Consider the following 25945-nt stretch of genomic DNA (forward strand, 5'->3'; position numbering starts at 1 on the left):
TTTTCAGTCAAACTGAAAATCCGCCGATACAGCCCTGCATTTCAGCAACACTGAAGGCCGAAGGGCCTTACCCGTTCTGGCCGCGATGCCTCAGATAGTGGTCGGCGATGACGCAGGCGACCATCGCCTCGCCAACCGGCACGGCGCGAATGCCGACGCAGGGGTCGTGGCGGCCCTTGGTGAGGATGTCGGTTTCGCCGCCCTTCTTGTCGATGGTCAGCCGCGGGGTGAGGATCGACGAGGTCGGCTTCACCGCGAAACGGGCCACCACGGCCTGGCCGGTCGAGATGCCGCCGAGAATGCCGCCGGCATGGTTCGACAGGAACAATGGCGCCCCGTCATTGCCCATGCGGATCTCGTCGGCATTCTCCTCGCCGGTCAGCGCGGCAGAGGCGAAGCCCGAGCCGATCTCGACACCCTTCACCGCGTTGATGCCCATCAGGGCACTGGCGATCTCGGCGTCGAGCTTGCCGTAGATCGGCGCGCCGAGCCCCGGCGGCACGCCCTCGGCGACGATCTCGATCACCGCGCCAATGGAGGACCCGGCCTTGCGGATGCTGTCCAGATAGGTCTCGTAGAAAGCGGCCTTGTCGGCGTCGGGACAGAAGAACGGATTGGCGCCGACCTCATCCCAGTCCCACTTGTCGCGGTCGATGGCGTGCGGGCCCATCTGCACCAGAGCGCCGCGCACGGTGAGGCCGGGGACGATCTTGCGGGCAATGGCCCCGGCGGCGACGCGGGCCGCCGTCTCGCGCGCGGAGGAGCGGCCGCCGCCCCGATAGTCGCGGATGCCGTATTTCGCCTCGTAGGTGAAGTCGGCATGACCGGGGCGGAACTTGTCCTTGATGTCGGAATAGTCCTTCGAGCGCTGGTCGGTGTTCTCGATCACTAGCGCGATTGGCGTGCCGGTGGTCACCTGCACGCCGTCGTCGTCCACCATCACGCCGGAGAGGATCTTCACCTCGTCGGGCTCGCGGCGCTGGGTGGTGAAGCGCGAGGTGCCGGGACGGCGGCGGTCGAGATCGGCCTGGATGTCCTCGGCGGTGAGCGGGATGCGCGGCGGGCAGCCGTCGACGACGCAGCCGAGCGCCACGCCGTGGCTCTCGCCGAAGGTGGTGACGCGGAACAGGTGGCCGAAGGTGTTGTGCGACATGGCCGCTGGTTAGGGGCAAGGCCCGGATGGGTCAAGCTGCGGATCGGAATGGATTGACGATCGCGACGCCCTCGATCGTGCGCCCATGCGCGAGGTCCTCCGTCAGAACCTCGTCGCAGCCGAGCGCCCGGGCCGCCGCCAGGATGGCGCTGTCCCAGTAGGAGAAGCCTGTCAGTGAGCGGATACGGAACGCGTCGAACAGGACGTCGAGCGTCATGGGTTGGACGGGAAACCGCATGCTACTCGTCACCACGCCCACGGCCATCCGGTGCGACAGAGCCCCTAACCGACCGGGTCTTGTCGCCTGATGGTAGAATTCCTGGAAGACCTGGATCGAAAAGCCGATATCCGGGCGCTCGAGGATCGCGACGGCTATGGCCCGCTTCGCCTGTTCGTCAGGATCGGTGCTGATGGCATAGAGCAGAACGTTCGTGTCGATGAAGCGCATGCTTCATCGCCAGCGGCTGCGATCATAAAGCTCGTCGCGCGGAAGCCGATCGGAGGCTGAGAACCCCACGATCTGGGCTCGCACTTCCTCTCCGAGGCGCTTCAGGCGCTCGAACTCTTCGGGCGGCGCGGGCTTGGTCCAGTCGCGCTCCGGCGTCTCGCGCAGGCCATTGAGAAGCTCGGTGATGAGGTCCTCGACCGACGTGTTCCGTGCGGCGGCCTTGGCTTCGGCGCGCCGGTAGGTCTCCTCATCAATGGATACCGTCACGGTCTTCATCCCCGTAAAATAGCACAGGACGGCGGACAGCCTAAAGCGGCCCTCTCACTCACTCCTCCAGATAGATCCCAGTGTCGAACTTGATGCGCTGGAGATTGAAGCTGGAGCGGAAGCGCTTGATGTTGTGCTCCTGGGCGAGGACCTGCCGGACGAACTGGTTGTAATGGTCCATGTCGCGGCAGACGACGATGAGCATGTAGTCGGTCTCGCCGGTGACGAAATAGCACTGCTGCACCTCCGGCTGGGTCGAGATGTGCCGCTCGAAGGCGCGCAGCACGTCCTCGCGCTGGCGGTCGAGCTCGACCGAGACGAAGGCGATGAGGGTCGAGCCGACGCGCGCCGGATCGACGAGGGCGACCTCGCGGGCGATGTAGCCCTCCTCCTTCAGGCGCTTGACGCGCCGCGATGTCGGCGCGGGCGACAGGCCCACCGCATCGGCGAGATCCTGGTTCGGAATGGCGGCGTCGCGCTGCAGCCGGTTGAGGATCTTGCGGTCGATGCGGTCGAGCGGCTCGGGAGGCGGCGGCGCAGGCGATTTCAGATTGCGCGGGGGCTGCGGCTTCTTCATCTCGATTGCGCTTCCGTTGCGATTTCACGCAAGCGACGATGCAATTCTTGTGCAAGTTCGCAACCACGGACCTCTCCGGATGGCCCACCATCATGGCCCATCGGAGCGCTGCCGGTGGCGCCTCCGCCCCTTCCGGAGACGCCTGATGGCCACTGCCCTGACACTCGACCGCTTCCCCCGCCACAAGCTGACCTTCGGCCCCTCGCCGGTGGAGAAGCTCGACCGGCTCTCCGCCCATCTCGGCGGCGGCGTGGAGCTCTGGGCGAAGCGCGAGGACTGCAACAGCGGCCTCGCCTTCGGCGGCAACAAGCTGCGCAAGCTCGAATATCTCATTCCCGAGGCGATCCAGCAGAACTGCGACACGCTCGTCACCATCGGCGGCGTGCAGTCGAACCACACCCGGCAGGTGGCGGCGGTCGCCGCCAAGCTCGGCATGAAGTGCCGCCTCGTGCAGGAGAGCTGGGTCAACTGGAACGATGCCGTCTATGACCGCGTCGGCAACATCCTGATGAGCCGCATCCTCGGCGCCCATGTCGAGCTGGTGGACGAGGGCTTCGGCATCGAGTTCAAGCAGAGCTGGGAGAATGCGCTGGAGGAGGTGAAGGCCAAGGGTGGCAAGCCCTACGCCATTCCCGCCGGCGCCTCGGACCACAAGCTCGGCGGCCTCGGCTTTGTCGGCTTCGCCGAGGAGGTGCGGGCGCAGGAGGCCGAGCTCGGCTTCACCTTCGACTACATCGTCGTCTGCTCGGTGACCGGGTCCACCCAGGCCGGCATGGTGGTGGGCTTTGCCGCCGACGGCCGCGCCGACCGCGTCATCGGCATCGACGCCTCGGCGACGCCGAAGGAGACGCGGGCGCAGATCAAGCGCATCGCCGAGCGCACCGCCGACCTCGTCGGCCTCGGCCGCGCCATCACCGACGCCGATATCGTCCTCAACGAGGATTATGCCTATCCGGAATATGGCCTTGCCTCGGAGGAGACGGTGGAGGCCATCCGCCTCTCGGCACGCCTTGAGGGCATGCTCACCGATCCCGTCTACGAGGGCAAATCGATGCAGGGCATGATCGACCTGGTGAAGAAGGGCTTCTTCCCCAGGGGATCGAAGGTGCTCTACGCCCATCTCGGCGGCGTGCCGGCGATCAACGGCTACAGCTACCTCTTCCGCAACGGCTGAACGATGGCAGCGCCGGCGCTTCTCCTCGAGGTGCCGCGCGAGGCGGTGAGCCTCTCCGCCCGTCTTCAGCGTCGCCTCGACACGGTGACGCTGTCGGGGGCGGGGCGGATCCTCGCCATCGGCCTGGACGGGCAGACGGGCGTGCAGGTGACCATCGTCGCCTTCTCCTCCGCGGCCCGCCGGGACGCCTTCCGCGACGGGCTTGCCGACCTCGTCGCCGACGGCCTCGTGGCGCGGAGCCTCGATTCCGCGGCGCGCGAGACGGCGGGGCTCGGCCTGCTCTTTCCCTGAGGACTCAGGTCGGCGCGAGGACGCCGCCGACGCGCAGCGGCGTCACGGCGGTCGCAAGGCCGTTGGCGCCGAGATCGACGATGACGCCGGAGAGGGTGGCGGGACCACCGGCCGGCTCGAACTTGCCGCCGGGCGTCTTCTCGCGCATCCGGCGCATCGGCTCGGCCTTGTCCATGCCGATGACGCCGTCATAGTCGCCGCACATGCCGACATCGGTCTGGAAGGCGGTACCGCCGGGCAGCACCCGGTGGTCGGCAGTCGGCACATGGGTGTGGGTGCCGACGACGAGCGAGACGCGCCCGTCAAGAATGTGCCCCATGACCTGCTTCTCGCTGGTCGCCTCGGCATGAATGTCAACGACGATGGCATCGGCGACGCGGCCGAGCGGGGCGGCCTCGACCTCGCGCTCGACGGCGGCGAAGGGGTCGTCCATGGCGTCCATGAAGACGCGGCCCATGACATTGACGACGAGGACCTGCGCGCCGTTCTTGGCGGTGACGAGCTGGGCGCCCCGGCCGGGCGTGCCGGCGGGATAGTTCACCGGGCGGACGAGGCGCGGCGCGCGGTCGATGAAGACGAGCGCCTCGCGCTGGTCCCAGGAATGGTTGCCGAGGGTGATGCAGTCGGCGCCCGCCTCGCAGAGCTCCTCGTAGATGGCCTCGGTGATGCCGAAGCCATGGGCGGCGTTCTCGCCATTGATGACGACGCAGTCGAGCTTGAGGTCGCTGACGAGACCGGGCAGGCGTTCGGTGACGGCGGTGCGGCCGGCCTTGCCGACGACGTCGCCGAGGAAAAGAAGGCGCATCAGAAGGTCCTGAAACCGGTCTCGGTGAGGAGGAAGTCGAGACCCCGGTCATGGGGCTCGTGGGGCACCGCGTCAACCTCCTGACAGGCGAAGGCGACGCCGACGGCTATGCGCCGGCCCTTCTCGTCGAGGGCGGCGAGCGCGCGGTCGTAATGGCCCTTGCCGTAGCCGATCCGGTTGCCGCGCGCGTCGAAGGCGGCAAGGGGGGTGATCAGCACCTCGGGGAAGACCTCCGCGGCTTCGGGGCCAGGGCCGTAGGTGCCGAAGCCCATGGGGACGAGCTCTGCGCCACGGACGAGTTCCCGGAAGATCATCGGGCCTTTGCGGTCCGGGAAGGCTGGCAGCGCGAGGCGCGCGCCGGCGAGGCGCAGCCGGTCCATCAGCGGGCGGACATCGATCTCCGACTGGATGGGCAGGAAGCCCGACACGACCCGGCCGGCGACCGGGATCAGGTCGAGCGGGAAGGTCTCGGCGAGGACGAGGGCGGCCTCGATGCGGGCGGCGGGGTCGAGGGCATCGCGCCGCGCGAGGGCGGCCGCGCGCAGGTCAGCCTTGGTGGGAGCGGTCATGGGGGAGGAGTAGCGGAGCGCAGCCGGGGTGTCACCGGGCCTCGCGTCGGTCGAGCATTGAGGACCATGGATGCAATGGCCCCACCCGCACCCTCCCCGCGCTGCGCGCAGGGAGGGGGACCACGGCGTCGCTTCACTGCCGGCGAGGGTGGGGCCAGGCCCAACCGCCCCAGTATGACCGGGAGGTCGAAGTCTGCCTCCCTGCGCGCAGCGCGGGGAGGGTGCGGGTGGGGCATGAAAAGCCGAGCTGGAGAAGTAAGGCGGCGGGATCGGGCTCCGCCCTCCCCGTCATGCCCGGGTTTATCCCGGGCATCCACGCCTTGAACACCGCGCCATGAAGAGAAGTCGTGGATGCCCGTCACAAGGCCGGGCATGACGGGGGGAGGTTCGGGAGCCAGGAACGGGGGGCGTGGGCTATCGAGCCTTCAGCCGCACGGCAGCCGGCGGCCTTGTCGCCATCGCCACGCCGCCCGCGAATTCAGTGGAGCCACTCTGCCGTTGGACGATCGATCCCGGGAACCTACCTAAGTAGGTGGGCGCCGTGTTGCCCAAGTCCACGGACAAGGGCAGGGACAGCTCCCTCAAGATCGATAAGGCCCCGGGGATATGTGTGTCCTGACGTACGTCGCAGCTCCGAGGTCAGAGATAGGTCGGATCATCAGCCGGCGGAAGACCCCTCCCCGTCCACTCCCGCCTTTTTCGCTCGCGCGATTTTCACCGCTCCCATCCCTCCCGCCCCGTTGACGCTTCCCGCCCGCGCGGCGCAAGAAGCCTCGCCCGAAGACACGCCGTCGCAGGAAGCCAGCCATGCCGCTGCCGAAGCCCGTCGCCGCCCTCGCCCCGCCGATGCCGGAGCCGCTGATCCAGCGCTTCAAGGCGATCGTCGGCGACCGCTACGCCATCACCGACGCGAACGACCAGGCGCCCTACCTGCGCGACGACCGCGGCCTCTATATCGGCCGCACCTCGCTGGTGGTGCGCCCGGCGAACACGGAAGAGGTCGCGGCGGTCATGGCGCTCGCCCACGAGACCGGCACGCCGGTCGTGCCGCAGGGCGGCGCCACCGGCCTTGTCGGCGGGCACGTGCCGCATGAGACCGGCGCCGAGATCGTCATCTCGCTGAACCGCATGACGGCGGTGCGCGCCGTCGATCCGGCCGGCAATACCATGACGGTCGATGCCGGCGTGACCCTGCAGCAGGCGCAGGACGCGGCAACCGAGGTCGGCCGGCTCTTCCCGCTCAACATCGGCTCCAAGGGCTCCTGCACCATCGGCGGCAATCTCTCGACCAATGCCGGCGGCACGCAGGCCATCGCCTATGGCATGGCGCGCGACCTCGTGCTCGGGCTCGAGGTGGTGCTGGCGGACGGCCGCATCTGGCACGGCCTCAGGACCCTCAAGAAGGACAATACGGGCTACGACCTGAAGCACCTGTTCATGGGGGCGGAGGGCACGCTCGGCATCATCACCGCGGCCGTGCTGAAGCTCTATCCGGCCCCTCGCTCCATCGAGGCGGCCTGGGTGGCGGTCCCATCGGCGGAGGCGGGCCTTGCCCTCCTGAACGCCGCGCAGGAGCGCGCCGGCCCCTCCGTCACCGGCTTCGAGCTGATGCCGCGCAACCTGTTCGACTTCGTGCTGAAGCACCTCGCCGGTGCGCGCGATCCGCTGGCCGAGCCCTCGCCCTGGTACTGCCTGATGGAGCTTTCCAGCGCCTCGGCCTCCGGCATGCGCGAGACGCTGGAGGAGATCCTCGCCGCCGGCTTCGAGGAGGGCATCGTCACCGACGCGGCGCTCGCCGATTCCATCGACCAGCGCAACGGCTTCTGGCGCCTGCGCGAGGGGATGAGCGAGGTGCAGAAGATGGAGGGCGGCTCGATCAAGCACGACGTCTCCGTGCCCGTCGCCGCGGTCCCGGCCTTCATCGCCGAGGCGGTCGCGGCATGCCTCGCCTACATGCCGGATTGCCGCCCCGTGCCCTTCGGCCATCTTGGCGACGGCAACATCCACTTCAACGTCAGCCAGCCCGTCGGCATGGACAAGGCCGCCTTCCTCGACCACTGGGACCGGGTGCAGACCATCGTCCATGACATCGTGGCGAAGCATGGCGGCTCGATCTCCGCCGAGCACGGCATCGGCCGGATGAAGCGCGACCTGCTGCCGGGGGTGAAGGACCCCGTCGCCATGGACATCATGCGGCAGGTCAAGGCGGTCCTCGACCCGAAGAACATCCTCAATCCCGGCAAGGTGCTCTGACCGGACCACCGCGGCCCGAAGGCCGCGGCGGGAGCTGTCGCCACCTCAGGCAGCGACCTTGCCGAGGAAGCCCTCAACCGCGGTGCTGACATTGCCGGCGGAGGCCTCGACCGCCCGCGCCGTGTCGTCCATGGCCCGCGACGAGGAGGCCGAGACCTCGGCCTTTCCGGCGATATCGCCGATGGCCTGCTCGATGCGCAGCGTCAGCGCATTGGCCTCGGCGATGCTGCGGTTGATCTCCTCAACCGCGCTCGCCTGCTCCTCGATCCCCGCGGCCAGCGCCGAGGCGTTGCGGTCGATCAGCTCCATCCGCTCGGTGATGGCGCGGATGGCGCCGACCGCGCCGACGGTCAGGTTCTGCACGGAGCCGATCTGCTGGGCGATCTCTTCCGTTGCCTTGGAGGTCTGGACGGCCAGCGACTTCACCTCGGAGGCGACGACGGCGAAGCCTTTGCCGGCATCGCCGGCCCGGGCCGCCTCGATCGTGGCGTTGAGGGCGAGGAGATTGGTCTGCTCGGCGATGGACTGGATCAGCGCCACCACGGCGCCGATCTTCTCGGCGGCGCCGGAGAGCTCAGCGATGTTGCCGTTGGCCGCGTGGGCCTCGCCGGCGAGTTCCCGCACGACGCCGGCGGTCTCGCTGACCTTATGGGCGAGTTCGCCGACCGACGAGGACAGCTGGTCGCTGGCGCCGGCCACCGCGCTGATATTGGTGACGGCGGCGCGGGCCGAGCTGGTGGCGGCCTGGACCGTGTCGGCCGTGCCGGCGGCGGCGCCGCGGACGGTGGCGGCGGCCGTGCCGAGCTCCGCCATGCCGCCGCGGACCTTGGCGATGACACCGGCGATCTCGGCCTTGAAGCCGGCGATGGCCTTTTCGAGATCGGCCTGGTGGCGGGCCTTGTCGGCGGCGCGGGAGCGATCCTCGGCGGTCGCGGCCTCAAGCCGGCTCGCCGCCTCCTTGGCCTCCTGCACGGCGCCGTCGGAGACGACGAAGGCATTCGCGAGGCGATTGCAGAGCCAGGCGAGCGCCACGGCCTGGGCGACGAGGATCACGGCGTGGATCACCACGCGGACGAGATCGCCGCCCTGCGGGAAGACCGCCATGGGGTAGATGAAGTTGAGGCCGAGATGATGCACGGCCACGAGCGCCGTATAGGCGGCGACCGAGTGCCAGCAGCACCACAGCGCCACGATGGCGAGGCCGGCGAAGAAGGCCATGTGCATGTCGATCTGGTAGACGGACCCTTCCATGGCGAAGGTCAGCAGCGCGACCAGCGCACCGCCCGACAGGGAGGAGGCGATGCGGGCCGCGGCGTCCGTGCGCCCCCCGCCGATGGCGAGCAGGCCGGCGGCCGACACCACGACGACGGACAGCGCGCCGAGCATCAGGGCGCCGCCGCGCGCCACCAGGACAGCGAGCGTCACGGCCGAGAGGCTGACGATCACGCCTTGCATGACACGCGCGACGGTCACGCGGAGCTTGTCGAGGGTCGGCGACGCCTCGACGGTCGTTGCAGTCGTGCTGAAGGTCATGGGGTTCGCACCACGGTGAGAGACATGAGTGGAGACAGGCAGGCCGTCGCCAGGGCCGCGTCGACGACGAGGCCCGCGCCGGCGGCATAGAGACGGGCGACGAAACCGGGGGTCCCGGCGCTGGCGATCACGACGCGGTTTCCCGAGGAGGCGCTGTGCAGCGTTCCGTCCGCGCGCGCGGCGATGGCGGCGGCGCCGCCGTTGTCGCCCGACCAGGCGATGACGGCGACCGCGCGCCCGTCACGCGGAGCCGCGGCGAAGACCAGCGGCGTGACGAGGCTCACGGCTGCAGCCAGCGGCAAAACGAGGGCAGTCCGAGCGGAGGACCGTCGGGGAGGCTGCATGGTACCAGGGACCGGCGAAGAGGATCACGACGCGGATGGGGGCGGCCGCGACAACCATATTTCACCGGAACAGGTTGCAGAAAACTTAACCATCAATTGAAGGTGTTCATTTACCGGCAACCTCAGTCGAAGAGCCGTCCCTGCCGCGGTGGCTCGGCGGCCGCGCTGGCGCGCCGGGCGGGCTCAGGCCGCGCCACCGACAGAGGGGCCGAGACGGGCGCCTGGATCTCCGGGCCGTCATTGGCGACCTTGTTGACCGCGGTCGAGACGGCGACGAGCTCCAGCTCGGTCTGCACGGGCGGCTCCAGCAGAGCGGCCGCCTCATCGGGAGTTGTCGCCGGATCGAGCCAGGCATCCCAGTTGGCGGGGTCGAGGATCACCGGGGTGCGATGGTGGATCGCCGCGAGCGGCGGCACGGCCGGCGCGGTCATCATGGCGACGGTGTCGACCTCCGAGCCATCCGGCGAAGTCCAGGTCTCCCACAGCGCCGGAAAGGCGAAGAGCCCGCCATCCGGCCGGCGCGCCATGTAGGGCGTCTTGCTGCGCCCCTGTGTATGCCACTCGTAGAAGGCGTCGGCCGGCATGAGCGCGCGGCGGCGGGCGAAGGCGTTGCGGAAGGACGGCTTCTCGCGCGCCGTCTCGGTGCGCACGTTGATGACGAGGGGAAAGTCCTTGGGGTCCTTCACCCAGCCGGGGATGAAGCCCCAGCGCATCAGCACGAACCGCCGCTTGCCATGGTCGATCGTGACGACGGGCACGGGCTGGGTCGGGGCGATGTTGTAGCGCGGCGGGAAGTTCGGCCGGTCATCGTAACCGAAGGCCTGCTGCATCACTTCCGGGATCGTCTTGATGGCGTAGCGCCCGCACATGAGGTCCTCGCGATCCGTCCCGCCTTGCGGTTCTGCCGCGACGGAAGGGCTTTAAGCCTTCCTTCACCGCACCCATGGCTCATAGACATCTAGGATCGGGGGTTTTCACTGTCTATGCTCGACGTCGTTCGCCAGGAGGCCGATAGCGCGTTGACGCCGGAACGGCTGCGCGCCGCCAATATCCATCCGGATACGTGGCTGGCCACCGACTACCTGAACCATTTCAACGAGGTCATCATGCTGCTCGAGCTGGTGCCCTCCATGCCCGATTGCCTCGAGGACGTGCTCACCTGGGAGCCGGCGACCTACGAGGAGCATTTCGTGCGCTCCAGCTATCGCGACAAGGACCTGGTGCTGGCCGCCTTCGCGGCGGCGCCGCCCGGCCCGAAGCGCCGTTTCCTCGTGCTGGTGGCCGAGATGGACACCATCATGCTGGATGCGTTGGCGCAGCTCCGGCTGCATGGCGGCACGCCGCTCGGCGGCGCGGTTGCCGAGGAAGCCGCCCACCTTCTCAAGCATCTCGTGACCCGCGCTGCCGGTGTCATGAACGGCATTGCCGGCGCCGACGAATCCTCGACCCAGGACGCGGTCGACGCGCTGATGACCCGGTGAGCACCGCCGCCGGCTCGGCCATGGCGGCCGATCGCGCCTATCCCGCCCGCCCCATCCTCGCGGTCTCAACCGCCGTGGTGCGCAACGGCAATGTCCTCGTGGCGCAGCGGGCGCGGGCGCCCGGCGCGGGGCTCTACAGTCTGCCGGGCGGGCTCGTCGAGGTCGGCGAGACGCTGGCCGAGGCCGCCGCCCGCGAGCTCATGGAGGAGGTCGGCGTGCTGGCCAGCCCGATCGGCCTGTGCGGGGCGCGCGACATCATCGCCCGGGACGCTGATGGCCGCATCGAGCGCCACTTCGTCGTCCTCACCTATGCCGCCCATTGGGAAAGCGGCGAGGGCCTGCGCTCGGACGAGGCGACGGACGTGCGCTGGGTGACCCTCGCCGGGGCCCGCGCCCTGCCGACGACGGACGGGCTCATCGCGACGCTCGAGGCGGCGATCGCCCTCGCGGCGCGCTGAGCGCCACCGTCAACCACCGGCGGAGCTTTTCGTTGCGGCGCGGCCCGGCCTGCCGCATATCTCCCGCATGACCCGGCTTCTCGCCACCCTCGCCATCGCGGTCCTCGCCAGCGCGCCGCTGGCGGCTCAGCCGGCCCGCGCGCCGGCGCCCGAGGCGGCCATGCCGCCTGCCGCGCTGCAGGCGCCCTACGAGCCGCAACTCCTCCGCCTATCCGAGATCATCGGCGCGCTGCACTACCTGCGCACGCTCTGCCAGGGGCCGGAGGAAGGCGCCTGGCGGCGCGAGATGCAGGCGCTGCTGGATGCCGAGGCGGCGGGCGGCGAGCGGCGTGAAAGGCTCGTCCAGGCCTTCAACCGCGGCTATGGCGGATTCGAGCAGACGCACCGCACCTGCACCCCCGCAGCGCGGGTGGCGACGCGCCGTTACGTCACCGAAGCCCGGCGCATCGTCGCGGACCTCACGAGCCGCTACGGCAACTGACGGCGTTGTACACAGGAGACACCGCCAGATTCTTCACGCACGTTAACCTTCTGGTCAGAAACGGATGCCGCCCGGGCGCCGCCATGCTACGGTCCGTGGACGAGACAGGCCCGATCAACGGGCCCGCCAGTGGACGTGATGATGTACATTTCTCCCGCGACGCCCGCCCGCTCGGCCGAAGCCGAGGACCAGCGCCACGCCGCCATGGGCTACGTCTCCGAGGCCTTCGCGGAGGCCCGGCTCGACGGGCTCGACATCGATTGCATCGCGCAGGCGGCGATCTTCGCCTCCTTCGTGGAAATGGTCGCGACCTATGGCGAGGAGGCGACGGCAACCTTCGCCGACCGTCTCGCCGAACGGGTGCGCGCCGGTGAGTTCACCGTGGACCGCTCCTCGCACTGAGCTGGTCTCGCTCCCCCAACGGCAGAGGCTCCGGGACGCAACGTGGACCCTCGCAGGCTGGCTCTTCTCACGGGACTTGTGACGACCGTGGTGCTCGGCGTCGCGGTTATCCGGATCATGCCGCGCGAGGCGCCGCGAATCGTCGAGCCGGCCGTCCCGGCGACGCCGCTGCGCGCCACCATCCGTGACGTGACGCCCGGTCCGGGCGACCCGCCGGCCTCATCCACCATCGCCGCACAGGCACAGCCCGCCCCGCCGCCGCCCCCCGCGGCAACGCAGGCTCCCTCGGCACCGATCTCCCCTCCTCCGGCAGCGACGCCAGTGCCGGCCCCGCCGGCGGCCAGCGCTCCCGTGCCGACGCCCAATGCCCGCCGCCCGGCCCCGCCGCGGCCGGCCTCGGTCGAGGTGCTTCCCGACAATGAGGACCTGAGGGAGCGCGTCGGATCGATGCGCGAGCGGCTGATGCTCGCGGCGCGCTCCGGCGATATCGGCCGGCTCGGCGTCGTCTTCCAGATGAACGAGACGCTGCCCGTCTTCACCCGGGGCGGCGAGCGCGACCCCGTGGCCTTCTGGAAGAAGGCATCAGGCGACGGCGAGGGCCGCGAGATCCTCGCCATCCTGCTCAACATCCTCGACCTGCCGCCCGCCCTCATCAACAAGGGCACGCCGCAGGAGATGTATGTCTGGCCCTATCTCGCCCATGTGCCGCTGGCGGACCTCTCGCCGCGCCAGTCGGTCGATCTCTACCGGCTGATGACGGCGCAGGACGTGCGGGACATGCGCACGCTGGGATCCTGGGTGTTCTGGCGGCTCGGCATCGGGCCGGATGGCACGGTCCACTTCTTCCTCGCGGGAGAATGACGGAGCGTTAACCCTGCGGATGACCTAGGGTCACGTGACGTCCCGGCGGCGGTCCCGCTTATGATGGCGTTAAGGGCCCGGGAGGTAGGTCGGTGGGGTCCGGTCGCACGCAGCGGCCTCGCGGGAATGCCGACATGCCCGATACATCGGCCCGTCACGTCATCGACGACATCGTCGCCCATCGCGCGCGCGAAGGCCTCACCGACAAGGTGAACCGCCTTATCGACACCTTCGCCGAGAACGCCGACAGCTACACGGCCGAGCAGGCGGTGACGGTGGACGAGGTCATCGCGCGGCTCATCGTCGACATCACGCCGGAGGGGCGCATCGCCATCGCCGAGCGGATCGCCGGCGATCCCAAGGCGCCGCGCCTGGTGATCGAGCAGCTTGCCGGCGACGACTGGGCCGAGGTGGCCTCACCGGTGCTGATGAAATCGCCCCAGCTCTCGGACGAGACCCTGCTGAAGATCATCGACAGCAAGGGTCACTCCCATCTGCTCGCCATCAGCCGTCGGCGGAGCATTACTCCCGCCGTGGCCGAAAGCCTGGTCGAGCGGGGCAACCGCACCGTCATCCGCACGCTCGCCCGCAACCCCGGCGTCGCGCTGTCGCCGCAGGCCCGGCATGACCTTGAAAAGCGGCAGAAGGCGCGGCTGGAAGAGTTGCGGAAGGCCCCGCGCAAGGCGGTGGAATATCCCGCCGAACTCCATCGCGAGGACGGCGAGAAGCCGGTGCGCTGCCGGCTGATCGATATTTCCAAGACCGGCGCGCGACTGACGCTGGCGGCCATGGCCCGGCCGACCGGCCGCCTCGTCCTCAGCTTCGCCAGTGCGGCCGTTCAGCGTCCCTGCGAGCCCGTCTGGCAGGATGGCCGCGACATCGGCGTGCGCTTCGTCTGACGCATCACGCCGAGGGCGAGAGGACCAGCACGGACCAGGTGACGCCCGGCCGCCCGAACATGTCGGGGCGGCTGGCCTCGAACAGGCTGCCCAATCCGCAACGTGACGCGAGCGCCACCGTCTCCGCCGCCGACACCTCGAACATGCGCCGGCCCTCAGGGATGGGCCCGTGGCGGAGCGTCATGACGATGCGGGCGCCCGGCTGTGCGAGATCGGCGAGCCGCGCCATGGCCTGCTCGCGTTCGGCGGCGTCGAGATGCATCCAGACGGCGGTGAGGAGGATCAGGTCGAAGCGCTCGGCCCGTCCGGCCAGCACGGCGAGATCCGGCAGGCCGTCATCGAGCCAGGTGATCGGCCGTCCCGCATGGATCCGCGCGCCGTGGGCACGCAGCTCCGCAGTGGGCTCGACCGCGACGACCGAAAAGCCGCGCGCGGCGAGCGCCGCGGCATCGCGGCCGGTTCCGGCGCCGATGTCCAGCGCATGGCCCGGCGCCTCGGGGAGCAGGTGCAGGACGGGGGCGTGGACCTGCTCGAAGGTGATGCTCTCGTACTGGACCGCGAGGTGATCCGCCTCGCGGCCATAGCCCGCCGTCGAGGCGGTGGTCACGGAGCGCGGTCCTGGAAGCGCACGGCCTCGCCGCCCGAGGGGGTCACCAGCTCGCCCTCCCACATCACCCGGCGGCCGCGGATGATCGTGCCGATGGGCCAGCCCTGCACGGTCTTGCCGTCATAGGGCGTCCAGCGGCTCTTCGAGGCGATCCAGTCGTTGGTGATGGTCACCTTGCGCTTCATGTCGACGATGGTGAAGTCGGCGTCATAGCCGGCGGCGATGCGGCCCTTGCCGGCGATGGCGAAGATGCGGGACGGGCCGTGGCTGGTGAGGTCGACGAAGCGCTCCAGCGTCAGCTTTCCGGCATTCACATGGTCGAGCATGGTCGGCACCAGCGTCTGCACGCCGGTCATGCCGGAGGGCGAGGCGGGATAGGTCTTGGCCTTCTCCTCCAGCGTGTGCGGCGCATGGTCCGAGCCGAGCACATCGACCACACCGTCGACGATGCCGCGCCAGATGCCGCGGCGGGCATGCTCGTCACGCACCGGCGGGTTCATCTGGGCGAGGGTGCCGAGCCGCTCGTAGCAGTCGGGGGCGACGAGGGTCAGGTGATGCGGCGTCGCCTCGCAGGTCGCGACGTCCTTGTGCCGCTCGAGATAGTCGATCTCCTCGGCGGTGGAGATGTGCAGCACGTGGATCTTGGCGTTGTGCCGGCGGGCGATGGTGACGAGCCGCTCCGTGCACATCAGCGCCGCGGTCACGTCGCGCCACACGGGGTGGGAACGCGGGTCGCCCTCGATGCGCTCGCCCTTGCGATCCCGCAGGCGATACTCGTCCTCGGAGTGGAAAGCCGCGCGGCGGCGGGTGTTCTTCAGGATCGAGGAGACGCCCTCGTCGTCCTCGACCAGCAGGGAGCCGGTGGAGGAGCCCATGAACACCTTGATGCCGGCTGCGCCCGGCAGGCGCTCCAGTTCACCCACGTCCTTGGCATTGTCGTGGGTGCCGCCGACCCAGAAGGCGAAGTCGCAATGCATCCGCGCCGTGGCGCGCTTCACCTTGTCGGCGAGGGCCGCCTCGGAGATCGTCAGCGGATCGGTATTCGGCATCTCGAAGACAGCGGTGACGCCGCCCATGACGGCGGCGCGCGAGCCGCTTTCGAGGTCCTCCTTGTGGGTCGGACCCGGCTCGCGGAAATGGACCTGGCTGTCGATGACACCGGGCAGGATGTGCAGGCCGGTGCAATCCACCACCTCGCCGGCCGAGGACTGCGACAGGTCGCCGATGGCCGCCACCTTGCCAGCCGTGACACCGACGTCGCGCAGCGCCGCGCCGTCCTGGTTGACCACCGTGCCGTTCCTGTAGATGACGTCGAAATTCGGCATGGCGCGGCTCCCGTTCTGCGCGCCGGACCTTGCCGCCGGCGCCGCCACGCTTATGTCGAAGAACCTGAGCCCTGCCAAGCAAGCGAATGCCGCATGCCCATGACCGGCCAGCGAGGACCATCGATGCCGAGCGCGTTCCTGTCTGATCGAGGTGTCGTCCGTGTCAGCGGCGACGATGCCGCGCGCTTCCTGCAGGGGCTGGTCACCTGCAATGTCGAGACGCTCCGCGCGGGCGAGGCCCGCTATGGGGCGCTGCTGACGCCGCAAGGCAAGATCGTCGTGGATTTCCTCTGCATCGGCGTCCCTGCCGACGAGGGCGGCGGCTTCCTCCTGGACACGCCGGCCGTGCTGGCGGCCGAACTCGCCAAGAAGCTCGGCTTCTACCGGCTGCGGGCGAAAGTCGTGGTCGAGGACCTGTCGGGACCGCTCGCGGTCACCGCCTTTTGGGGTGACGCGGCGCCGCCTGCGGCCGAAGGTCTCGCGGTGCGTGATCCGCGCCATCCGGCGCTCGGCTGGCGCGTCATCGGGCCGAAGCCAGCGGAGCCGCCTGCCGCGACCGGCGACTATGAGGCGCATCGCATCAGCCTCGGCATTCCGGCCGGCGGCCGCGACTTCGTCTATGGCGATGCCTTTCCGCATGAAGCCGACATGGACCAGCTCGCCGGCGTCGACTTCGCCAAGGGCTGCTATGTCGGCCAGGAGGTGGTGAGCCGGATGCAGCATCGCGGCACGGCCCGCACCCGGGTCGTTCCGGTGACCTTCGCCGATTTCCCGCCCATGGAGGGGCTGGACGTGATGGCGGGCGAGAAGCAGGTCGGCGTCATGGGCTCCTCTGTCCACGGCCGCGGCCTCGCCAAGCTCCGGCTCGACCGCGTGGCGGAAGCGGCGGAGGCCGGCGAGCCGATCACCGCCGGTGGCATTCCGCTGGTGCCGGTGAAGCCGGACTGGGCCAGGTTTGCATGGCCGGGCGAGGCGGAGGCCTGATCAAAGGCCCCACCCGCACCCTCCCCTCTGGCGAGGGGAGGGAGACCACGGTGCCGAGGCTGTTCCGACACGGTGGGGCCTGGCCCAGCCGGTGCCGTCAGTAGCGCGACGTCATGGTCCCCTCCCCTCGCCAGAGGGGAGGGTCAGGGTGGGGCATTCTTTTCCATGCTCACTGGTGGGGCCGTCCTGCCTCACAGGAAACTCTGCGGGTCGACGTCGATCTCCAGCCGGACATTGCCCCGCGGCGCCTCGACCGAGGAGAGCCAGCCGCGCATCCAGCCCGAGAGGTCGAAGGCCCGTGGCGAGCGCGCCAGCAGGCGGACCCGGTGGCGGCCACGCACCAGCGCCAGCGGCGCTTCCGCCGGCCCCAGCACCCGCACCTCCGGCGTCGGCGGCACGGCGCGCACCAGCATCCTTGCATAGGCCTGCGCATCCCCCAGCGCCTCGGCGGAGATGACCAGGGCGGCGAGCCGGCCGAAGGGCGGCAGTTCCGCAGCCTCCCGCATGGCGATCTCCGCCTCGTAGAAGCCCTCGCGGTCGCCCTTGACGATGGCCTGGATGATCGGGTGCTGCGGCTGGTGGGTCTGGATCAGCGCCCGCGAGCCGTCCTTGGCGCGGCCGGCGCGGCCGACCACCTGCTGGAGCAGCTGGAAGGTGCGCTCGCCAGCCCGCGGATCGGCATTGGAGAGGCCGATATCGGCATCGATGACCCCGACCAGGGCGAGGTTCGGGAAGTTGTGGCCCTTGGCGACGAGCTGCGTGCCGATGACGATGTCGGCCTCTCCGCGCGCCACCGCCTCGATCTCCTGCCGAATGCGCTCGACGCCGCCAGCCATGTCGGAGGACAGCACCAGAAGGCGCGCCTCGGGGAAGAGCGTCGCGCATTCCTCGGCAAGGCGTTCGACGCCCGGACCGCAGGCGACGAAGCTGTCGACCGCCTGGCATTTCGGGCATTGCTCCGGCGGGGCGGTGTTGTAGCCGCAATGGTGGCAGACGAGCCGGCGGCGGAAGCGGTGGTCCACCAGCCAGGCCGAGCAGTTCGGGCACTGGATGCGCTCGCCGCAGGTGCGGCAGAGGGTGAGCGGCGCATAGCCGCGGCGGTTGAGGAAGAGCAGCGTCTGTTCGCCGGCCTCGCGGGTGGCGCGGATCTCGCGCTCCAGCGCCGGGGCGATCCAGCGCCCGCGCTCGGGGCCGGCGGTGCGCAGGTCCACCGTGGCGATCTTCGGCATGGCATGGCCGCCGAAGCGCTCGGGCAGGACGAGGCGGCGGTAGCGGCCGCGGTCGGCATTGACGCGGCTCTCGACCGAGGGCGTCGCCGAGGCGAGCACGACGGGGATGGACTGGAGGTGGGCGCGGACCACCGCCATGTCGCGGGCGTGGTAGTGGACGCCATCGTCCTGCTTGTAGGCGCCCTCGTGTTCCTCATCGACGACGACGAGGCCGAGGTCGCGGAAGGGCAGGAACAGCGCTGAGCGGGCGCCGACCACCGCCTGGACCTCGCCGGAGGCAACGCCCGCCCAGACCCGGCCGCGCTTCGTCACGCCGACGCCCGAGTGCCAGGCGGCGGGACGATGGCCGAAGCGGGCGGCGAAGCGGTCGAGGAACTGGGTGGTCAGCGCGATCTCGGGGACGAGGATCAAAACTTGACGGCCGCGGCGCAGCGCCTCGGCGACGCCTTCCAGATAGACCTCGGTCTTGCCCGAACCGGTGACGCCATCGAGGAGCTGGACCGAGAACCGCTCGGCCGCCACCGCATCGCAGAGGGCGAGCGCGGCGGCGTGCTGGGCATCGTTGAGGGCGGCGACCGCATGGTCCGGCTCCAGCCGCGCCAGCACCTCAGGCGGCAGCAGGATCGCCTCCAGCACGCCTTCGTCGACCAGGCCGTCGACGACAGAGGCCGAGACGCCGGCCTCGCGCGCCGCCTCGCCCTTGGCGCGGGCGAGGCCATCGGCGAAATGGGCGAGGAGGCGGCCCCGGGCAGGGGTCATGCGGCCCGGGGTCTCGCCCGTGACGCGGATGCCGACCCGCGGCTTCGGCGGGGCGAGGTCATCGGGATCGCGCAGCGCCATGCGCAGCACCATGCCGCGCGGCGCCAGCGTGTAATCCGCCAGCCAGTCGCAGAGCCGGCGCACCGCATGCGGCACGGGCGGCACGTCGTAGCGCTCGGCAATGTCCTTCAGCCGGTTGTGCGAGACACCGCCGGGCTCGTCGCGCAGGCTCCAGACCGCGCCGATCGTGGTGCGGTTGCCGAGCGGCACGGCGACGACGTCGCCGGGCGCAAGCGTCATCCCCGCCGGGACACGGTAGCTGTAGGGCCGGTCGACGGCGACCGGAATCAGCACGTCGGCATAGAGCGGCGCGGTCATGGGGATGGCCTAGCGCGGCCGGGCCGCGAAGGGAATGGGCGGCGATGTCCGGCCAGCACCGGCGACGGACACCGGCGTTTCACCCTGGAATGTTTCCAATGTTTTCCCAACGGATTGCAGCCAGCGGTTGGCCGGAGTAAATAGCTGACTGTCGCAGTCAACTTTGCGGGCTGCGCCGGAGTTCGCCTTTGATCGTCTGCCACTGCAACGTGCTCAGTGACCGCGACATCCGCGCCTGCCTCGGCGACGGCCCGGACTGCCCGCGCGCGGTCGGCGAGGTCTATACCTGCCTCGGCTGCAGCCCGGAATGCGGGCGCTGCGCCCGCACCATCCGCGCCATCCTGCGCGAGGCCGGCGTCGGCGGTTGCGGCACCTGCCCGGTGGGCGATTGCGCCGGCCATGACGAGGCCGCGCCTGCGCTGATGATCGCCGCCGAGTGAGGCGACGCCAGGCCGCGGTGCGGCGGGTGTCCACCGGCTTGTCACATGCTTCTGGAACGGTGCTAGACTGCGGCGCGTTGGGTGCGACCGCACGACGTTGCACAGCCGGAGCAGGACCATGAAGGGCGACAAGAAGGTCATCGAATATCTCAACAAGGGCCTTCGCAGCGAGCTGACCGCGGTCAGCCAGTACTGGCTGCACTACCGGATGCTGCACAATTGGGGCTTCCTCGACCTCGCCAAGTACTGGCGCAAGGAATCGATCGAGGAGATGGTCCATGCCGACAAGTTCATCGACCGGATCCTGTTCCTCGAGGGCCATCCGAACCTGCAGGTGCTCGATCCGCTGCAGATCGGCCAGGATGTCGGCGAGGTCATCCAGTGCGACCTCAACGCCGAGATCGGCGCCCGCGCCCTCTACCAGGAGGCCGCGTCCTATTGCGAGACGGTGAAGGACTACCCCTCGCGCGACCTGTTCATCGAGCTGATGACCGACGAGGAAGGCCATATCGACTTCCTCGAGACGCAGCTCGAGATCATCAAGACCATCGGCGTCCAGCTCTACATCCAGAAGCACATGGGCCCGGTCGGCGGGGATCACTGAGGCGACGGGCTGCCGCCGGATCAGGACTGACACGACCATCGTCGCGTCATGCCCGCCCTTGTGGCGGGCATCCGCGATGAACATCCCGCGCGTGTTCCGCCCCCTCACCCGTCACCCCCGGCGAGGCCGAAGGCCGAGGGAAGGGGGTCCAGGGGCAGAGGCTATCCAGCCCTTCCAGTCTGCGGAGTGGGTAGACCGGTTCGGCGAGGGCGGTCCCTCGGCCCCTGGATCCCCGTCCCCTCACTTCGCTCGGCCGGGGATGACGGGATGAGGGACCGGCAAGGCCGCTCGTTGTCCGATGGCCTGGCCCCCGTTCACCGCCCATGAACCCGCGCCATGGCACTCTTACCCCCATGGCCGCCCCCTCCCCGCTTTCCCTCGCCATTCCCGGCGCCGCCGGCGACACCGCCACGGCGCTCGGCCAGTGGCTGCAGCACCTCGCCGCCGAGCGCGGCCTGTCGCCGAAAACGCTCGAGGCCTATGGCCGCGATGCCCGGGGCTTCATCGCCTTTCTCGCCGAGCATCTCGGCGGGGCCGTGACCCTCGGTGCGCTGGAAAGCCTTCAACCGCGCGACCTGCGCGCCTTCATGGCGAGGCGCCGCGCCGACGGGCTTGATTCCCGTTCCATTGCGCGGGCGCTGGCGGCGGTCCGCTCCTTCGCCCGCTTTCTCGAACGCGAGGGCCGCGGCCGGATGGCCGCCTTCGCCGCCGTGCGCACGCCGAAGACGGGGCGGCGCCTGCCGCGCCCCCTCGCCGTTGCCGCGGCCCGTGCCGTCGCCTCGGCCGAGATCCGCGAGCACGAGGACCAGCCGGCCTGGGTGCTGGCCCGCGACACCGCCGTGCTCGCCCTGCTCTACGGCTCGGGCCTGCGCATTTCCGAGGCACTGGGCCTCAGCCAGAAGGACGCGCCGCGGCCGGGTGGCGACGGCCAGATCACCGTGCTCGGCAAGGGCGGCAAGACCCGCCAGGTCCCAGTCATCGCGAGGGTGGTCGCCGAGATCGACCGCTATCGCGGCCTCTGCCCCTGGACGCTCGGGCCGGACGATCCGCTCTTCGTCGGGGTGAAGGGCGGGCCGCTGTCGCCGCGCATCATCCAGCTCGCCATGGCGCACTTGCGTGGCGCGCTGGGCCTGCCCGAGACGGCGACGCCGCACGCGCTGCGCCATTCCTTCGCGACGCACCTGCTGGGGCGCGGCGGCGACCTACGCTCCATCCAGGAACTGCTCGGCCACGCCTCGCTGTCGACGACGCAGATCTACACCGAGGTGGATACGGCGGCGCTGCTCAGGATTTACGAGAGCGCGCATCCGCGCGCGTAAGTGACGCTCAGGCCTTGCGGGCGAGGAGCAGGGCGCGCTCCTGACGGACCCGGCGGAAGCGGCGCAGCAGTTTCAGCGCGCGGTTGGCGCGGCCGCCCCGGATAATGCGCAGATGGGCGCGGATCCGCCGCTTCACCGGGTCGACCAGGCCATGGGCCCAGGCCAGCCAGCGGTTCCACGTCGCATAGAGACGCACGAAAAGCGGGATCTGCATCAGCTTCGGCTTGCAGGTGTCGAACAGGAAAGCCGTGACGCCGACGCCCACCACCTTGGCAAGGACGAGGACGAGGCCGCCGAGGACCAGATGGCCGGAGGCAAGCAGAGCAAGCGCCGCCAGCTTGAAGGGGAAGAGCAGCGCGGCCGGAATGGCGAAGACCGCCAGGGTCGCATAGGGCGGCAACCGCTCGATGCCGTCGTGGATCGCCTGCTTCAGCGCCGCGAAGGGCAGGAGCGCGACGATCCGGCCGATGAGCGGGCCGATGCGCTCCCACAGCCAGTTCTCCACCAGGATGACGATGGCGGCGAGGACGATGAGCGGACGCAGCAGGCGGTAGGCGGCGGGCTTCACGCGGATCTCCCGTGACACGGCGACAGTGCCGGCGGATCGTGGCGAAATGCCGTCACCGCTTCATGCCGTGCGGACGAGAAACGCGTTTCCTCGCGAGCGGCGCGACAGGGTCTCGTAGCCGAGGGCGGCGAGGCGCGGCCTGACATCGCCCTGCCAGTCCGAGGCGAGCTCGTCCTCCATGCAGATGGAGCGCGGCCAGAGCCCCTCGGGCGCGGTGTCGAAAAAGGCGGAGAGGACGCGGTCCTCCATGCCCTCGACATCGATCTTGAGGACGTCGATGCGGTCGAGCCCGGCCTCGGAGACGATGGTGGTCAGCGCCTTCATCGGCACGACCAGGTCCCCGGCCGCATCGGCGCGGGAGAGGGCCGTGTCGGCGGCGTTCACCGCGAAACGCAGTTCGCCATCGCGGTCACCCACCGCGCATTGAGCGAAGGTGATGCGATCGGAAAGGCCCGAGAGTTCGGCATTGGCGCGCAGGCGCCGCATCGGGTTGGCCGTCGCCTCCACGGCGACGACACGGCCAGCCGGGCCGACCGCCTCGGCGCCCACCAGCGTGTACTGGCCGACATTGGCGCCGCAATCGATGAAGACGCCGCCCGGCGGCAGGTGCGTGCGGACGAAATCGAGGCTCACCTGCTGGTAGAGCGGATCGAGCAGCAGGCCGACCTCGGCGGCATTGTCGCGAGGATCGAGCCGGTAGCGCAGGGCGCCGCGGGCGACGTCCACCGGGCCGGGACGCAGCGCCGAGACGAGCCGGGCCAGCGGCCGGCGGAAGGCGCCACGCCGCAGGATGGGGCTCAAGGGGCCGGACAGGCAGGCCTCGATGACGAGCCGCTGGGCCGTCGTCGGGGCATGGGTCCCGAAAGGCGGGGTATCGGTGATCAAGCGGGTGGCGCTCCGATGCGGCCGGCGCGCGCCGACGGCGTCTCCCTTTAGCAATCGCCGAAACCAAGCGAAACACCATCGCCGCAATCCCCGCTCCGCCGTTCACGGAACGGCCCAACTCCCGATCCACAGGGCCGGCATGGAGGATCCTCCACGTTCGAGGAGTTCAGTCCACCATGGCCGATTGGATGCAGACCACGCGCGCCTTCATCATCTCGCTGCCGCGCCTCAGGGCCCGCCGCGCCCATGCGCTGCGGCTCGCCGAGCGCATGCCGGTGGCGACCGTGGTCCTCGATGCGGTGGATGGCGCGGCCCTGTCGACCGCGCAGCGGAGCCAGTACGTCGCCGACCTGCACCGCCCCCGCTACCCCTTCGCCGCGACGGACGCCGAGATCGCCTGTTTCCTCAGCCACCGCCTCGCCTGGCAGGCCCTGGTCGACAGCGGCGCGGAGCAGGGCGTGATCCTCGAGGATGACGCGGTGCTGCGAGCACCGTTCGCCGAGAGCCTCGCGCGGCTGGCGGGGACCGAGACCGGCTGGTCCTTCGTGCAGTTGCACAGCCACGGTCGCCCGGAGCCGGGTGCGCCCTTCCTCGACCGCCGCCGGCTGCCGCAGGTCGAGATGGTCGGGCAGGTGGTGAAGGCGGAGGCCGCCCGGGCGCTGCTGCGCGCCAGCGAGCGCTTCGACCGACCGGTCGACAGCTTCATCCAGATGACCTGGCGCACGGGCGTGCCGATCCACCATCTCGGCGAGCCCGGCGTCGCCAATGGCGGCATCGGCCTCGGAGGATCGACGATCAGCCGCAAGCTGGGCTTCGGCGAGAAGGTGCGGCGGACGCTGGTGCGGCCTGTCTACCAGACCCAGCTCGCCTTGCAGGCGGCGCGCGAAGAAACAGGTGGAACGGAGCCCGCCGCTGCACCTCGCAAGCCGCTGGAGGCCTGACGGGCCCGGCAAACGAAAGAGGAGGCCGACCACGGGTCGACCTCCCCCTCAGCAGTCCTTTTGGAGCGCACTGCTCCCATGTCTTGCTCAGTACACGCGGGCCTTGGGCTCGATGTACTGGATCTCGTTGGTCATCGTGTAGGTGTGGACCGGACGGTCGTCGAGGGTCACCTGCTTCTTCGCGTCGTCGGCGAAGGCCAGCGTGTGCTTCATCCAGTCGCGGTCATTGCGATCCGGGAAGTCCTCGCGGGCATGGGCGCCACGGCTCTCGGTGCGGTTCGCCGCCGATTCCATGGTGACCACCGCCTGGGCGATGAGGTTGTCGAACTCCAGCGTCTCGATGAGGTCCGAGTTCCACACCAGCGAGCGATCGGTGGTGCGGATGTCGGTCGAGCCCTGCCAGACCTCGGCGATGAGCTTGCGGCCCTCTTCCAGCACCTCGCCGGTGCGGAAGACGGCGCAGTTCGACTGCATGACCTTCTGCATGCGCGAGCGCAGCTCGGCTGTCGCGGTCGAGCCGGAGGCGTGACGCATGGCGTCGAGGCGGGACAGCGCCAGGTCGGAGGCGTTGGCCGGCAGGTCCTCGTGCTTCTCGCCCGGGGTCACCGTCTCGGCGGCGCGCAGGCCGGCGGCGCGGCCGAAGACCACGAGGTCGATCAGCGAGTTGGAGCCGAGGCGGTTGGCGCCGTGGACCGAGACGCAGGCCGCCTCGCCGATGGCCATGAGGCCCGGGACCACCGAATCGGGATCGCCGTTCTTCTTGGTCAGCACCTCGCCGTGGAAGTTCGTGGGGATGCCGCCCATGTTGTAGTGCACCGTCGGGATGACCGGGATCGGCTCCTTGGTGACGTCCACGCCCGCGAAGATCTTGGCGCTCTCGGAGATGCCCGGCAGGCGCTCGTGGAGGATCTTCGGGTCGAGATGGTCGAGGTGCAGGTAGATGTGGTCCTTGTTCTTGCCGACGCCGCGGCCCTCGCGGATCTCGACGGTCATCGAGCGCGAGACGACGTCGCGCGAGGCGAGGTCCTTGGCCGAGGGCGCATAGCGCTCCATGAAGCGCTCACCCTCGGAATTGGTGAGGTAGCCGCCCTCGCCGCGCGAGCCCTCGGTGATGAGGCAGCCCGAGCCGTAGATGCCGGTCGGGTGGAACTGCACGAACTCCATGTCCTGCAGCGGCAGGCCGGCGCGCAGCACCATGGCGTTGCCGTCGCCGGTGCAGGTGTGGGCGGATGTCGCCGAGAAATAGGCGCGACCATAGCCGCCGGTGGCGAGAATGGTCTGGCGGCCGCGGAAGCGGTGGATCGTGCCGTCATCCATCTTCAGAGCGACGACGCCGAGGCAGCGGCCGCTCTCGCTCATCATCAGGTCGATGGCGAAATACTCGATGAAGAACTCGGCATTGTTCTTCAGCGCCTGGCCATAGAGCGTGTGCAGCATGGCGTGGCCGGTGCGGTCAGCCGCGGCGCAGGTGCGCTGGGCGGTGCCCTTGCCGAAATGCGTGGTCATGCCGCCGAAGGGGCGCTGGTAGATCTTGCCGCTCTCGGTGCGCGAGAAGGGCACGCCCCAGTGCTCGAGCTCGTAGACGGCAGCCGGCGCATTGCGGACGAGATACTCGATCGCGTCCTGGTCGCCGAGCCAGTCCGACCCCTTGACGGTGTCGTACATGTGCCACTGCCAGTTGTCCTCGCCCATATTGCCGAGCGAGGCGGCGACGCCGCCCTGGGCAGCAACGGTGTGCGAGCGGGTCGGGAAGACCTTGGAGATGCAGGCCGTCTTCAAGCCCGCTTGGGCGCAGCCGACGACGGCGCGCAGACCGGCGCCGCCGGCGCCGACGATGACGACGTCGTAGGTGTGGTCGGTGATCTCGTAGGCACGGCCATTGGCGGCGGGTGCGGCGGCTTCAGCCATCG

29 protein-coding genes and 1 other RNA gene are annotated in these 25945 nt (G+C 69.8%); 14 read left to right on the plus strand and 16 right to left on the minus strand.

All coding sequences use genetic code 11. From position 1 onward, the window contains the following. Positions 1–67 precede the first annotated feature (67 nt). From aroC to C8P69_RS05240, 4 genes are read right to left on the minus strand one after another with little or no spacing between them, the layout of a single operon-like run. The gene (aroC, locus tag C8P69_RS05225) at positions 68–1153 is read right to left on the minus strand and encodes a chorismate synthase (protein WP_108174811.1); all 1086 of its coding nucleotides are present in this window, start codon (positions 1151–1153) and stop codon (positions 68–70) included. A 31-nt stretch (positions 1154–1184) separates the two neighbouring features. Continuing rightward, positions 1185–1601: a PIN domain-containing protein gene (locus tag C8P69_RS05230; RefSeq protein ID WP_108174812.1), complete on the minus strand. Its 417-nt coding sequence runs from the start codon at positions 1599–1601 to the stop codon at positions 1185–1187. Between the two features lie 3 nt (positions 1602–1604). After that, the gene (locus tag C8P69_RS05235) at positions 1605–1877 is read right to left on the minus strand and encodes a hypothetical protein (RefSeq protein WP_146167287.1); all 273 of its coding nucleotides are present in this window, start codon (positions 1875–1877) and stop codon (positions 1605–1607) included. Positions 1878–1926: 49 nt separating this feature from the next. Beyond that, positions 1927–2445: an Lrp/AsnC family transcriptional regulator gene (locus tag C8P69_RS05240; protein ID WP_108174814.1), complete on the minus strand. Its 519-nt coding sequence runs from the start codon at positions 2443–2445 to the stop codon at positions 1927–1929. Positions 2446–2590: 145 nt separating this feature from the next. Here C8P69_RS05240 and C8P69_RS05245 point away from each other — a divergent pair, with 145 nt between their 5' ends. Next, on the plus strand, positions 2591–3619 hold the full coding sequence (locus C8P69_RS05245; RefSeq protein ID WP_211353804.1) for a 1-aminocyclopropane-1-carboxylate deaminase: 1029 nt from the start codon (positions 2591–2593) through the stop codon (positions 3617–3619). Positions 3620–3622: 3 nt separating this feature from the next. Beyond that, positions 3623–3910: a hypothetical protein gene (locus C8P69_RS05250; protein WP_108174815.1), complete on the plus strand. Its 288-nt coding sequence runs from the start codon at positions 3623–3625 to the stop codon at positions 3908–3910. A 4-nt stretch (positions 3911–3914) separates the two neighbouring features. Here C8P69_RS05250 and C8P69_RS05255 read toward each other — a convergent pair whose 3' ends face one another. The 3 genes from C8P69_RS05255 to ssrS form a co-directional block, all read right to left on the minus strand. Beyond that, a complete protein-coding gene (locus C8P69_RS05255) occupies positions 3915–4715 on the minus strand; it encodes a TIGR00282 family metallophosphoesterase (RefSeq protein ID WP_108174816.1) in 801 nt (266 codons plus the stop codon). Beyond that, positions 4715–5284, minus strand: coding sequence for a 5-formyltetrahydrofolate cyclo-ligase (locus tag C8P69_RS05260; protein ID WP_108174817.1), 570 nt, complete (start codon positions 5282–5284; stop codon positions 4715–4717). Before C8P69_RS05260 ends, C8P69_RS05255 begins: the two co-directional genes overlap by 1 nt. A gap of 480 nt (positions 5285–5764) precedes the next feature. Then, positions 5765–5921, minus strand: a non-coding RNA gene (gene ssrS, locus C8P69_RS05270) — 6S RNA. A 170-nt stretch (positions 5922–6091) separates the two neighbouring features. Here ssrS and C8P69_RS05275 point away from each other — a divergent pair. Then, positions 6092–7537, plus strand: a complete 1446-nt coding sequence (locus C8P69_RS05275; protein WP_108174819.1) for an FAD-binding oxidoreductase — start codon at positions 6092–6094, stop codon at positions 7535–7537. A 45-nt stretch (positions 7538–7582) separates the two neighbouring features. On the opposite strand, the gene C8P69_RS24415 is transcribed toward C8P69_RS05275, so the two are convergent. The 3 genes from C8P69_RS24415 to C8P69_RS05290 all read right to left on the minus strand — a co-directional run bounded on the left by C8P69_RS24415 (position 7583) and on the right by C8P69_RS05290 (position 10283). Continuing rightward, the gene (locus C8P69_RS24415) at positions 7583–9070 is read right to left on the minus strand and encodes a methyl-accepting chemotaxis protein (protein ID WP_108174820.1); all 1488 of its coding nucleotides are present in this window, start codon (positions 9068–9070) and stop codon (positions 7583–7585) included. Next, on the minus strand, positions 9067–9354 hold the full coding sequence (locus C8P69_RS05285) for a hypothetical protein (protein ID WP_146167288.1): 288 nt from the start codon (positions 9352–9354) through the stop codon (positions 9067–9069). The genes C8P69_RS24415 and C8P69_RS05285 overlap by 4 nt, the downstream gene beginning before the upstream one ends. Positions 9355–9536: 182 nt before the next feature. Beyond that, positions 9537–10283 carry an SOS response-associated peptidase gene (locus tag C8P69_RS05290; RefSeq protein WP_108174822.1) on the minus strand — a complete coding sequence of 249 codons (747 nt, stop codon included), beginning with the start codon at positions 10281–10283 and terminating at the stop codon, positions 9537–9539. A 114-nt stretch (positions 10284–10397) separates the two neighbouring features. On the opposite strand from C8P69_RS05290, the gene C8P69_RS05295 reads away from it, so the two are divergent. The 6 genes from C8P69_RS05295 (at position 10398) to C8P69_RS05320 (ending at position 13996) form a co-directional block, all read left to right on the plus strand. After that, positions 10398–10895, plus strand: a complete 498-nt coding sequence (locus C8P69_RS05295) for a hypothetical protein (protein WP_108174823.1) — start codon at positions 10398–10400, stop codon at positions 10893–10895. Then, entirely contained in the window at positions 10892–11353 is a 462-nt protein-coding gene (locus C8P69_RS05300; RefSeq protein ID WP_245901876.1) for an NUDIX hydrolase, read from the plus strand. The genes C8P69_RS05295 and C8P69_RS05300 overlap by 4 nt, the downstream gene beginning before the upstream one ends. Before the next feature lie 67 nt (positions 11354–11420). Further along, on the plus strand, positions 11421–11834 hold the full coding sequence (locus tag C8P69_RS05305; RefSeq protein ID WP_108174824.1) for a TIGR02301 family protein: 414 nt from the start codon (positions 11421–11423) through the stop codon (positions 11832–11834). A gap of 141 nt (positions 11835–11975) precedes the next feature. After that, positions 11976–12236 carry a hypothetical protein gene (locus C8P69_RS05310; protein ID WP_108175537.1) on the plus strand — a complete coding sequence of 87 codons (261 nt, stop codon included), beginning with the start codon at positions 11976–11978 and terminating at the stop codon, positions 12234–12236. Between the two features lie 42 nt (positions 12237–12278). Continuing rightward, positions 12279–13097 carry a hypothetical protein gene (locus C8P69_RS05315; RefSeq protein ID WP_146167289.1) on the plus strand — a complete coding sequence of 273 codons (819 nt, stop codon included), beginning with the start codon at positions 12279–12281 and terminating at the stop codon, positions 13095–13097. Positions 13098–13231: 134 nt separating this feature from the next. Further along, positions 13232–13996: a DUF2336 domain-containing protein gene (locus C8P69_RS05320; RefSeq protein ID WP_108174826.1), complete on the plus strand. Its 765-nt coding sequence runs from the start codon at positions 13232–13234 to the stop codon at positions 13994–13996. Between the two features lie 4 nt (positions 13997–14000). Here C8P69_RS05320 and C8P69_RS05325 read toward each other — a convergent pair whose 3' ends face one another. Continuing rightward, positions 14001–14603: a class I SAM-dependent methyltransferase gene (locus tag C8P69_RS05325; protein ID WP_108174827.1), complete on the minus strand. Its 603-nt coding sequence runs from the start codon at positions 14601–14603 to the stop codon at positions 14001–14003. Next, a complete protein-coding gene (locus C8P69_RS05330; protein ID WP_108174828.1) occupies positions 14600–15928 on the minus strand; it encodes a dihydroorotase in 1329 nt (442 codons plus the stop codon). Before C8P69_RS05330 ends, C8P69_RS05325 begins: the two co-directional genes overlap by 4 nt. A gap of 123 nt (positions 15929–16051) precedes the next feature. On the opposite strand from C8P69_RS05330, the gene ygfZ reads away from it, so the two are divergent. Beyond that, complete coding sequence (ygfZ, locus tag C8P69_RS05335; RefSeq protein ID WP_108174829.1) at positions 16052–16912, plus strand: CAF17-like 4Fe-4S cluster assembly/insertion protein YgfZ; 861 nt, start codon at positions 16052–16054, stop codon at positions 16910–16912. 191 nt (positions 16913–17103) lie between these two features. Here the strand turns inward: ygfZ and C8P69_RS05340 are convergent, their stop codons facing one another. Further along, complete coding sequence (locus C8P69_RS05340) at positions 17104–19278, minus strand: primosomal protein N' (protein WP_108174830.1); 2175 nt, start codon at positions 19276–19278, stop codon at positions 17104–17106. Between the two features lie 188 nt (positions 19279–19466). Between C8P69_RS05340 and C8P69_RS05345 the strand changes: the two genes are divergently transcribed. The 3 genes from C8P69_RS05345 to C8P69_RS05355 all read left to right on the plus strand — a co-directional run bounded on the left by C8P69_RS05345 (position 19467) and on the right by C8P69_RS05355 (position 21641). Next, positions 19467–19718 (plus strand): (2Fe-2S)-binding protein, encoded by a 252-nt coding sequence (locus tag C8P69_RS05345; RefSeq protein ID WP_245901877.1) that lies wholly within the window; start codon positions 19467–19469, stop codon positions 19716–19718. Positions 19719–19836: 118 nt separating this feature from the next. Then, positions 19837–20322, plus strand: a complete 486-nt coding sequence (gene bfr, locus C8P69_RS05350; RefSeq protein ID WP_108174831.1) for a bacterioferritin — start codon at positions 19837–19839, stop codon at positions 20320–20322. Positions 20323–20675: 353 nt separating this feature from the next. Continuing rightward, positions 20676–21641, plus strand: a complete 966-nt coding sequence (locus C8P69_RS05355) for a tyrosine-type recombinase/integrase (RefSeq protein WP_108174832.1) — start codon at positions 20676–20678, stop codon at positions 21639–21641. 7 nt (positions 21642–21648) lie between these two features. Here the strand turns inward: C8P69_RS05355 and C8P69_RS05360 are convergent, their stop codons facing one another. Further along, a complete protein-coding gene (locus C8P69_RS05360) occupies positions 21649–22209 on the minus strand; it encodes a hypothetical protein (RefSeq protein WP_108174833.1) in 561 nt (186 codons plus the stop codon). 60 nt (positions 22210–22269) lie between these two features. After that, entirely contained in the window at positions 22270–23094 is an 825-nt protein-coding gene (locus C8P69_RS05365) for an FkbM family methyltransferase (protein WP_108174834.1), read from the minus strand. Between the two features lie 176 nt (positions 23095–23270). Here C8P69_RS05365 and C8P69_RS05370 point away from each other — a divergent pair, with 176 nt between their 5' ends. Further along, positions 23271–24035, plus strand: coding sequence for a glycosyltransferase family 25 protein (locus tag C8P69_RS05370; RefSeq protein WP_108174835.1), 765 nt, complete (start codon positions 23271–23273; stop codon positions 24033–24035). Between the two features lie 87 nt (positions 24036–24122). On the opposite strand, the gene sdhA is transcribed toward C8P69_RS05370, so the two are convergent. After that, a complete protein-coding gene (gene sdhA / locus C8P69_RS05375; protein ID WP_108174836.1) occupies positions 24123–25943 on the minus strand; it encodes a succinate dehydrogenase flavoprotein subunit in 1821 nt (606 codons plus the stop codon). Between the last annotated feature and the right edge of the window lie 2 nt (positions 25944–25945).

This window comes from Phreatobacter oligotrophus (genome assembly GCF_003046185.1).
Classification (GTDB): Bacteria; Pseudomonadota; Alphaproteobacteria; order Rhizobiales; family Phreatobacteraceae; genus Phreatobacter; species Phreatobacter oligotrophus.

Excerpts from the sequence above, each read along its gene's own strand:
- C8P69_RS05260 (WP_108174817.1), bottom strand. The coding sequence starts at position 5,284 with ATGACCGCTCCCACCAAGGCTGACCTGCGCGCGGCCGCCCTCGCGCGG.
- C8P69_RS05255 (WP_108174816.1), bottom strand. The coding sequence starts at position 4,715 with ATGCGCCTTCTTTTCCTCGGCGACGTCGTCGGCAAGGCCGGCCGCACC.
- C8P69_RS05245 (WP_211353804.1), top strand. The coding sequence starts at position 2,591 with ATGGCCACTGCCCTGACACTCGACCGCTTCCCCCGCCACAAGCTGACC.
- C8P69_RS05340 (WP_108174830.1), bottom strand. The coding sequence starts at position 19,278 with ATGACCGCGCCGCTCTATGCCGACGTGCTGATTCCGGTCGCCGTCGAC.
- C8P69_RS05250 (WP_108174815.1), top strand. The coding sequence starts at position 3,623 with ATGGCAGCGCCGGCGCTTCTCCTCGAGGTGCCGCGCGAGGCGGTGAGC.
- ygfZ (WP_108174829.1), top strand. The coding sequence starts at position 16,052 with ATGCCGAGCGCGTTCCTGTCTGATCGAGGTGTCGTCCGTGTCAGCGGC.
- C8P69_RS05240 (WP_108174814.1), bottom strand. The coding sequence starts at position 2,445 with ATGAAGAAGCCGCAGCCCCCGCGCAATCTGAAATCGCCTGCGCCGCCG.
- C8P69_RS05275 (WP_108174819.1), top strand. The coding sequence starts at position 6,092 with ATGCCGCTGCCGAAGCCCGTCGCCGCCCTCGCCCCGCCGATGCCGGAG.
- C8P69_RS05370 (WP_108174835.1), top strand. The coding sequence starts at position 23,271 with ATGGCCGATTGGATGCAGACCACGCGCGCCTTCATCATCTCGCTGCCG.
- C8P69_RS05295 (WP_108174823.1), top strand. The coding sequence starts at position 10,398 with ATGCTCGACGTCGTTCGCCAGGAGGCCGATAGCGCGTTGACGCCGGAA.
- C8P69_RS05290 (WP_108174822.1), bottom strand. The coding sequence starts at position 10,283 with ATGTGCGGGCGCTACGCCATCAAGACGATCCCGGAAGTGATGCAGCAG.
- bfr (WP_108174831.1), top strand. The coding sequence starts at position 19,837 with ATGAAGGGCGACAAGAAGGTCATCGAATATCTCAACAAGGGCCTTCGC.
- sdhA (WP_108174836.1), bottom strand. The coding sequence starts at position 25,943 with ATGGCTGAAGCCGCCGCACCCGCCGCCAATGGCCGTGCCTACGAGATC.
- C8P69_RS05305 (WP_108174824.1), top strand. The coding sequence starts at position 11,421 with ATGACCCGGCTTCTCGCCACCCTCGCCATCGCGGTCCTCGCCAGCGCG.
- C8P69_RS24415 (WP_108174820.1), bottom strand. The coding sequence starts at position 9,070 with ATGACCTTCAGCACGACTGCAACGACCGTCGAGGCGTCGCCGACCCTC.
- C8P69_RS05235 (WP_146167287.1), bottom strand. The coding sequence starts at position 1,877 with ATGAAGACCGTGACGGTATCCATTGATGAGGAGACCTACCGGCGCGCC.
- aroC (WP_108174811.1), bottom strand. The coding sequence starts at position 1,153 with ATGTCGCACAACACCTTCGGCCACCTGTTCCGCGTCACCACCTTCGGC.
- C8P69_RS05230 (WP_108174812.1), bottom strand. The coding sequence starts at position 1,601 with ATGCGCTTCATCGACACGAACGTTCTGCTCTATGCCATCAGCACCGAT.
- C8P69_RS05355 (WP_108174832.1), top strand. The coding sequence starts at position 20,676 with ATGGCCGCCCCCTCCCCGCTTTCCCTCGCCATTCCCGGCGCCGCCGGC.
- C8P69_RS05320 (WP_108174826.1), top strand. The coding sequence starts at position 13,232 with ATGCCCGATACATCGGCCCGTCACGTCATCGACGACATCGTCGCCCAT.
- C8P69_RS05330 (WP_108174828.1), bottom strand. The coding sequence starts at position 15,928 with ATGCCGAATTTCGACGTCATCTACAGGAACGGCACGGTGGTCAACCAG.
- C8P69_RS05310 (WP_108175537.1), top strand. The coding sequence starts at position 11,976 with ATGTACATTTCTCCCGCGACGCCCGCCCGCTCGGCCGAAGCCGAGGAC.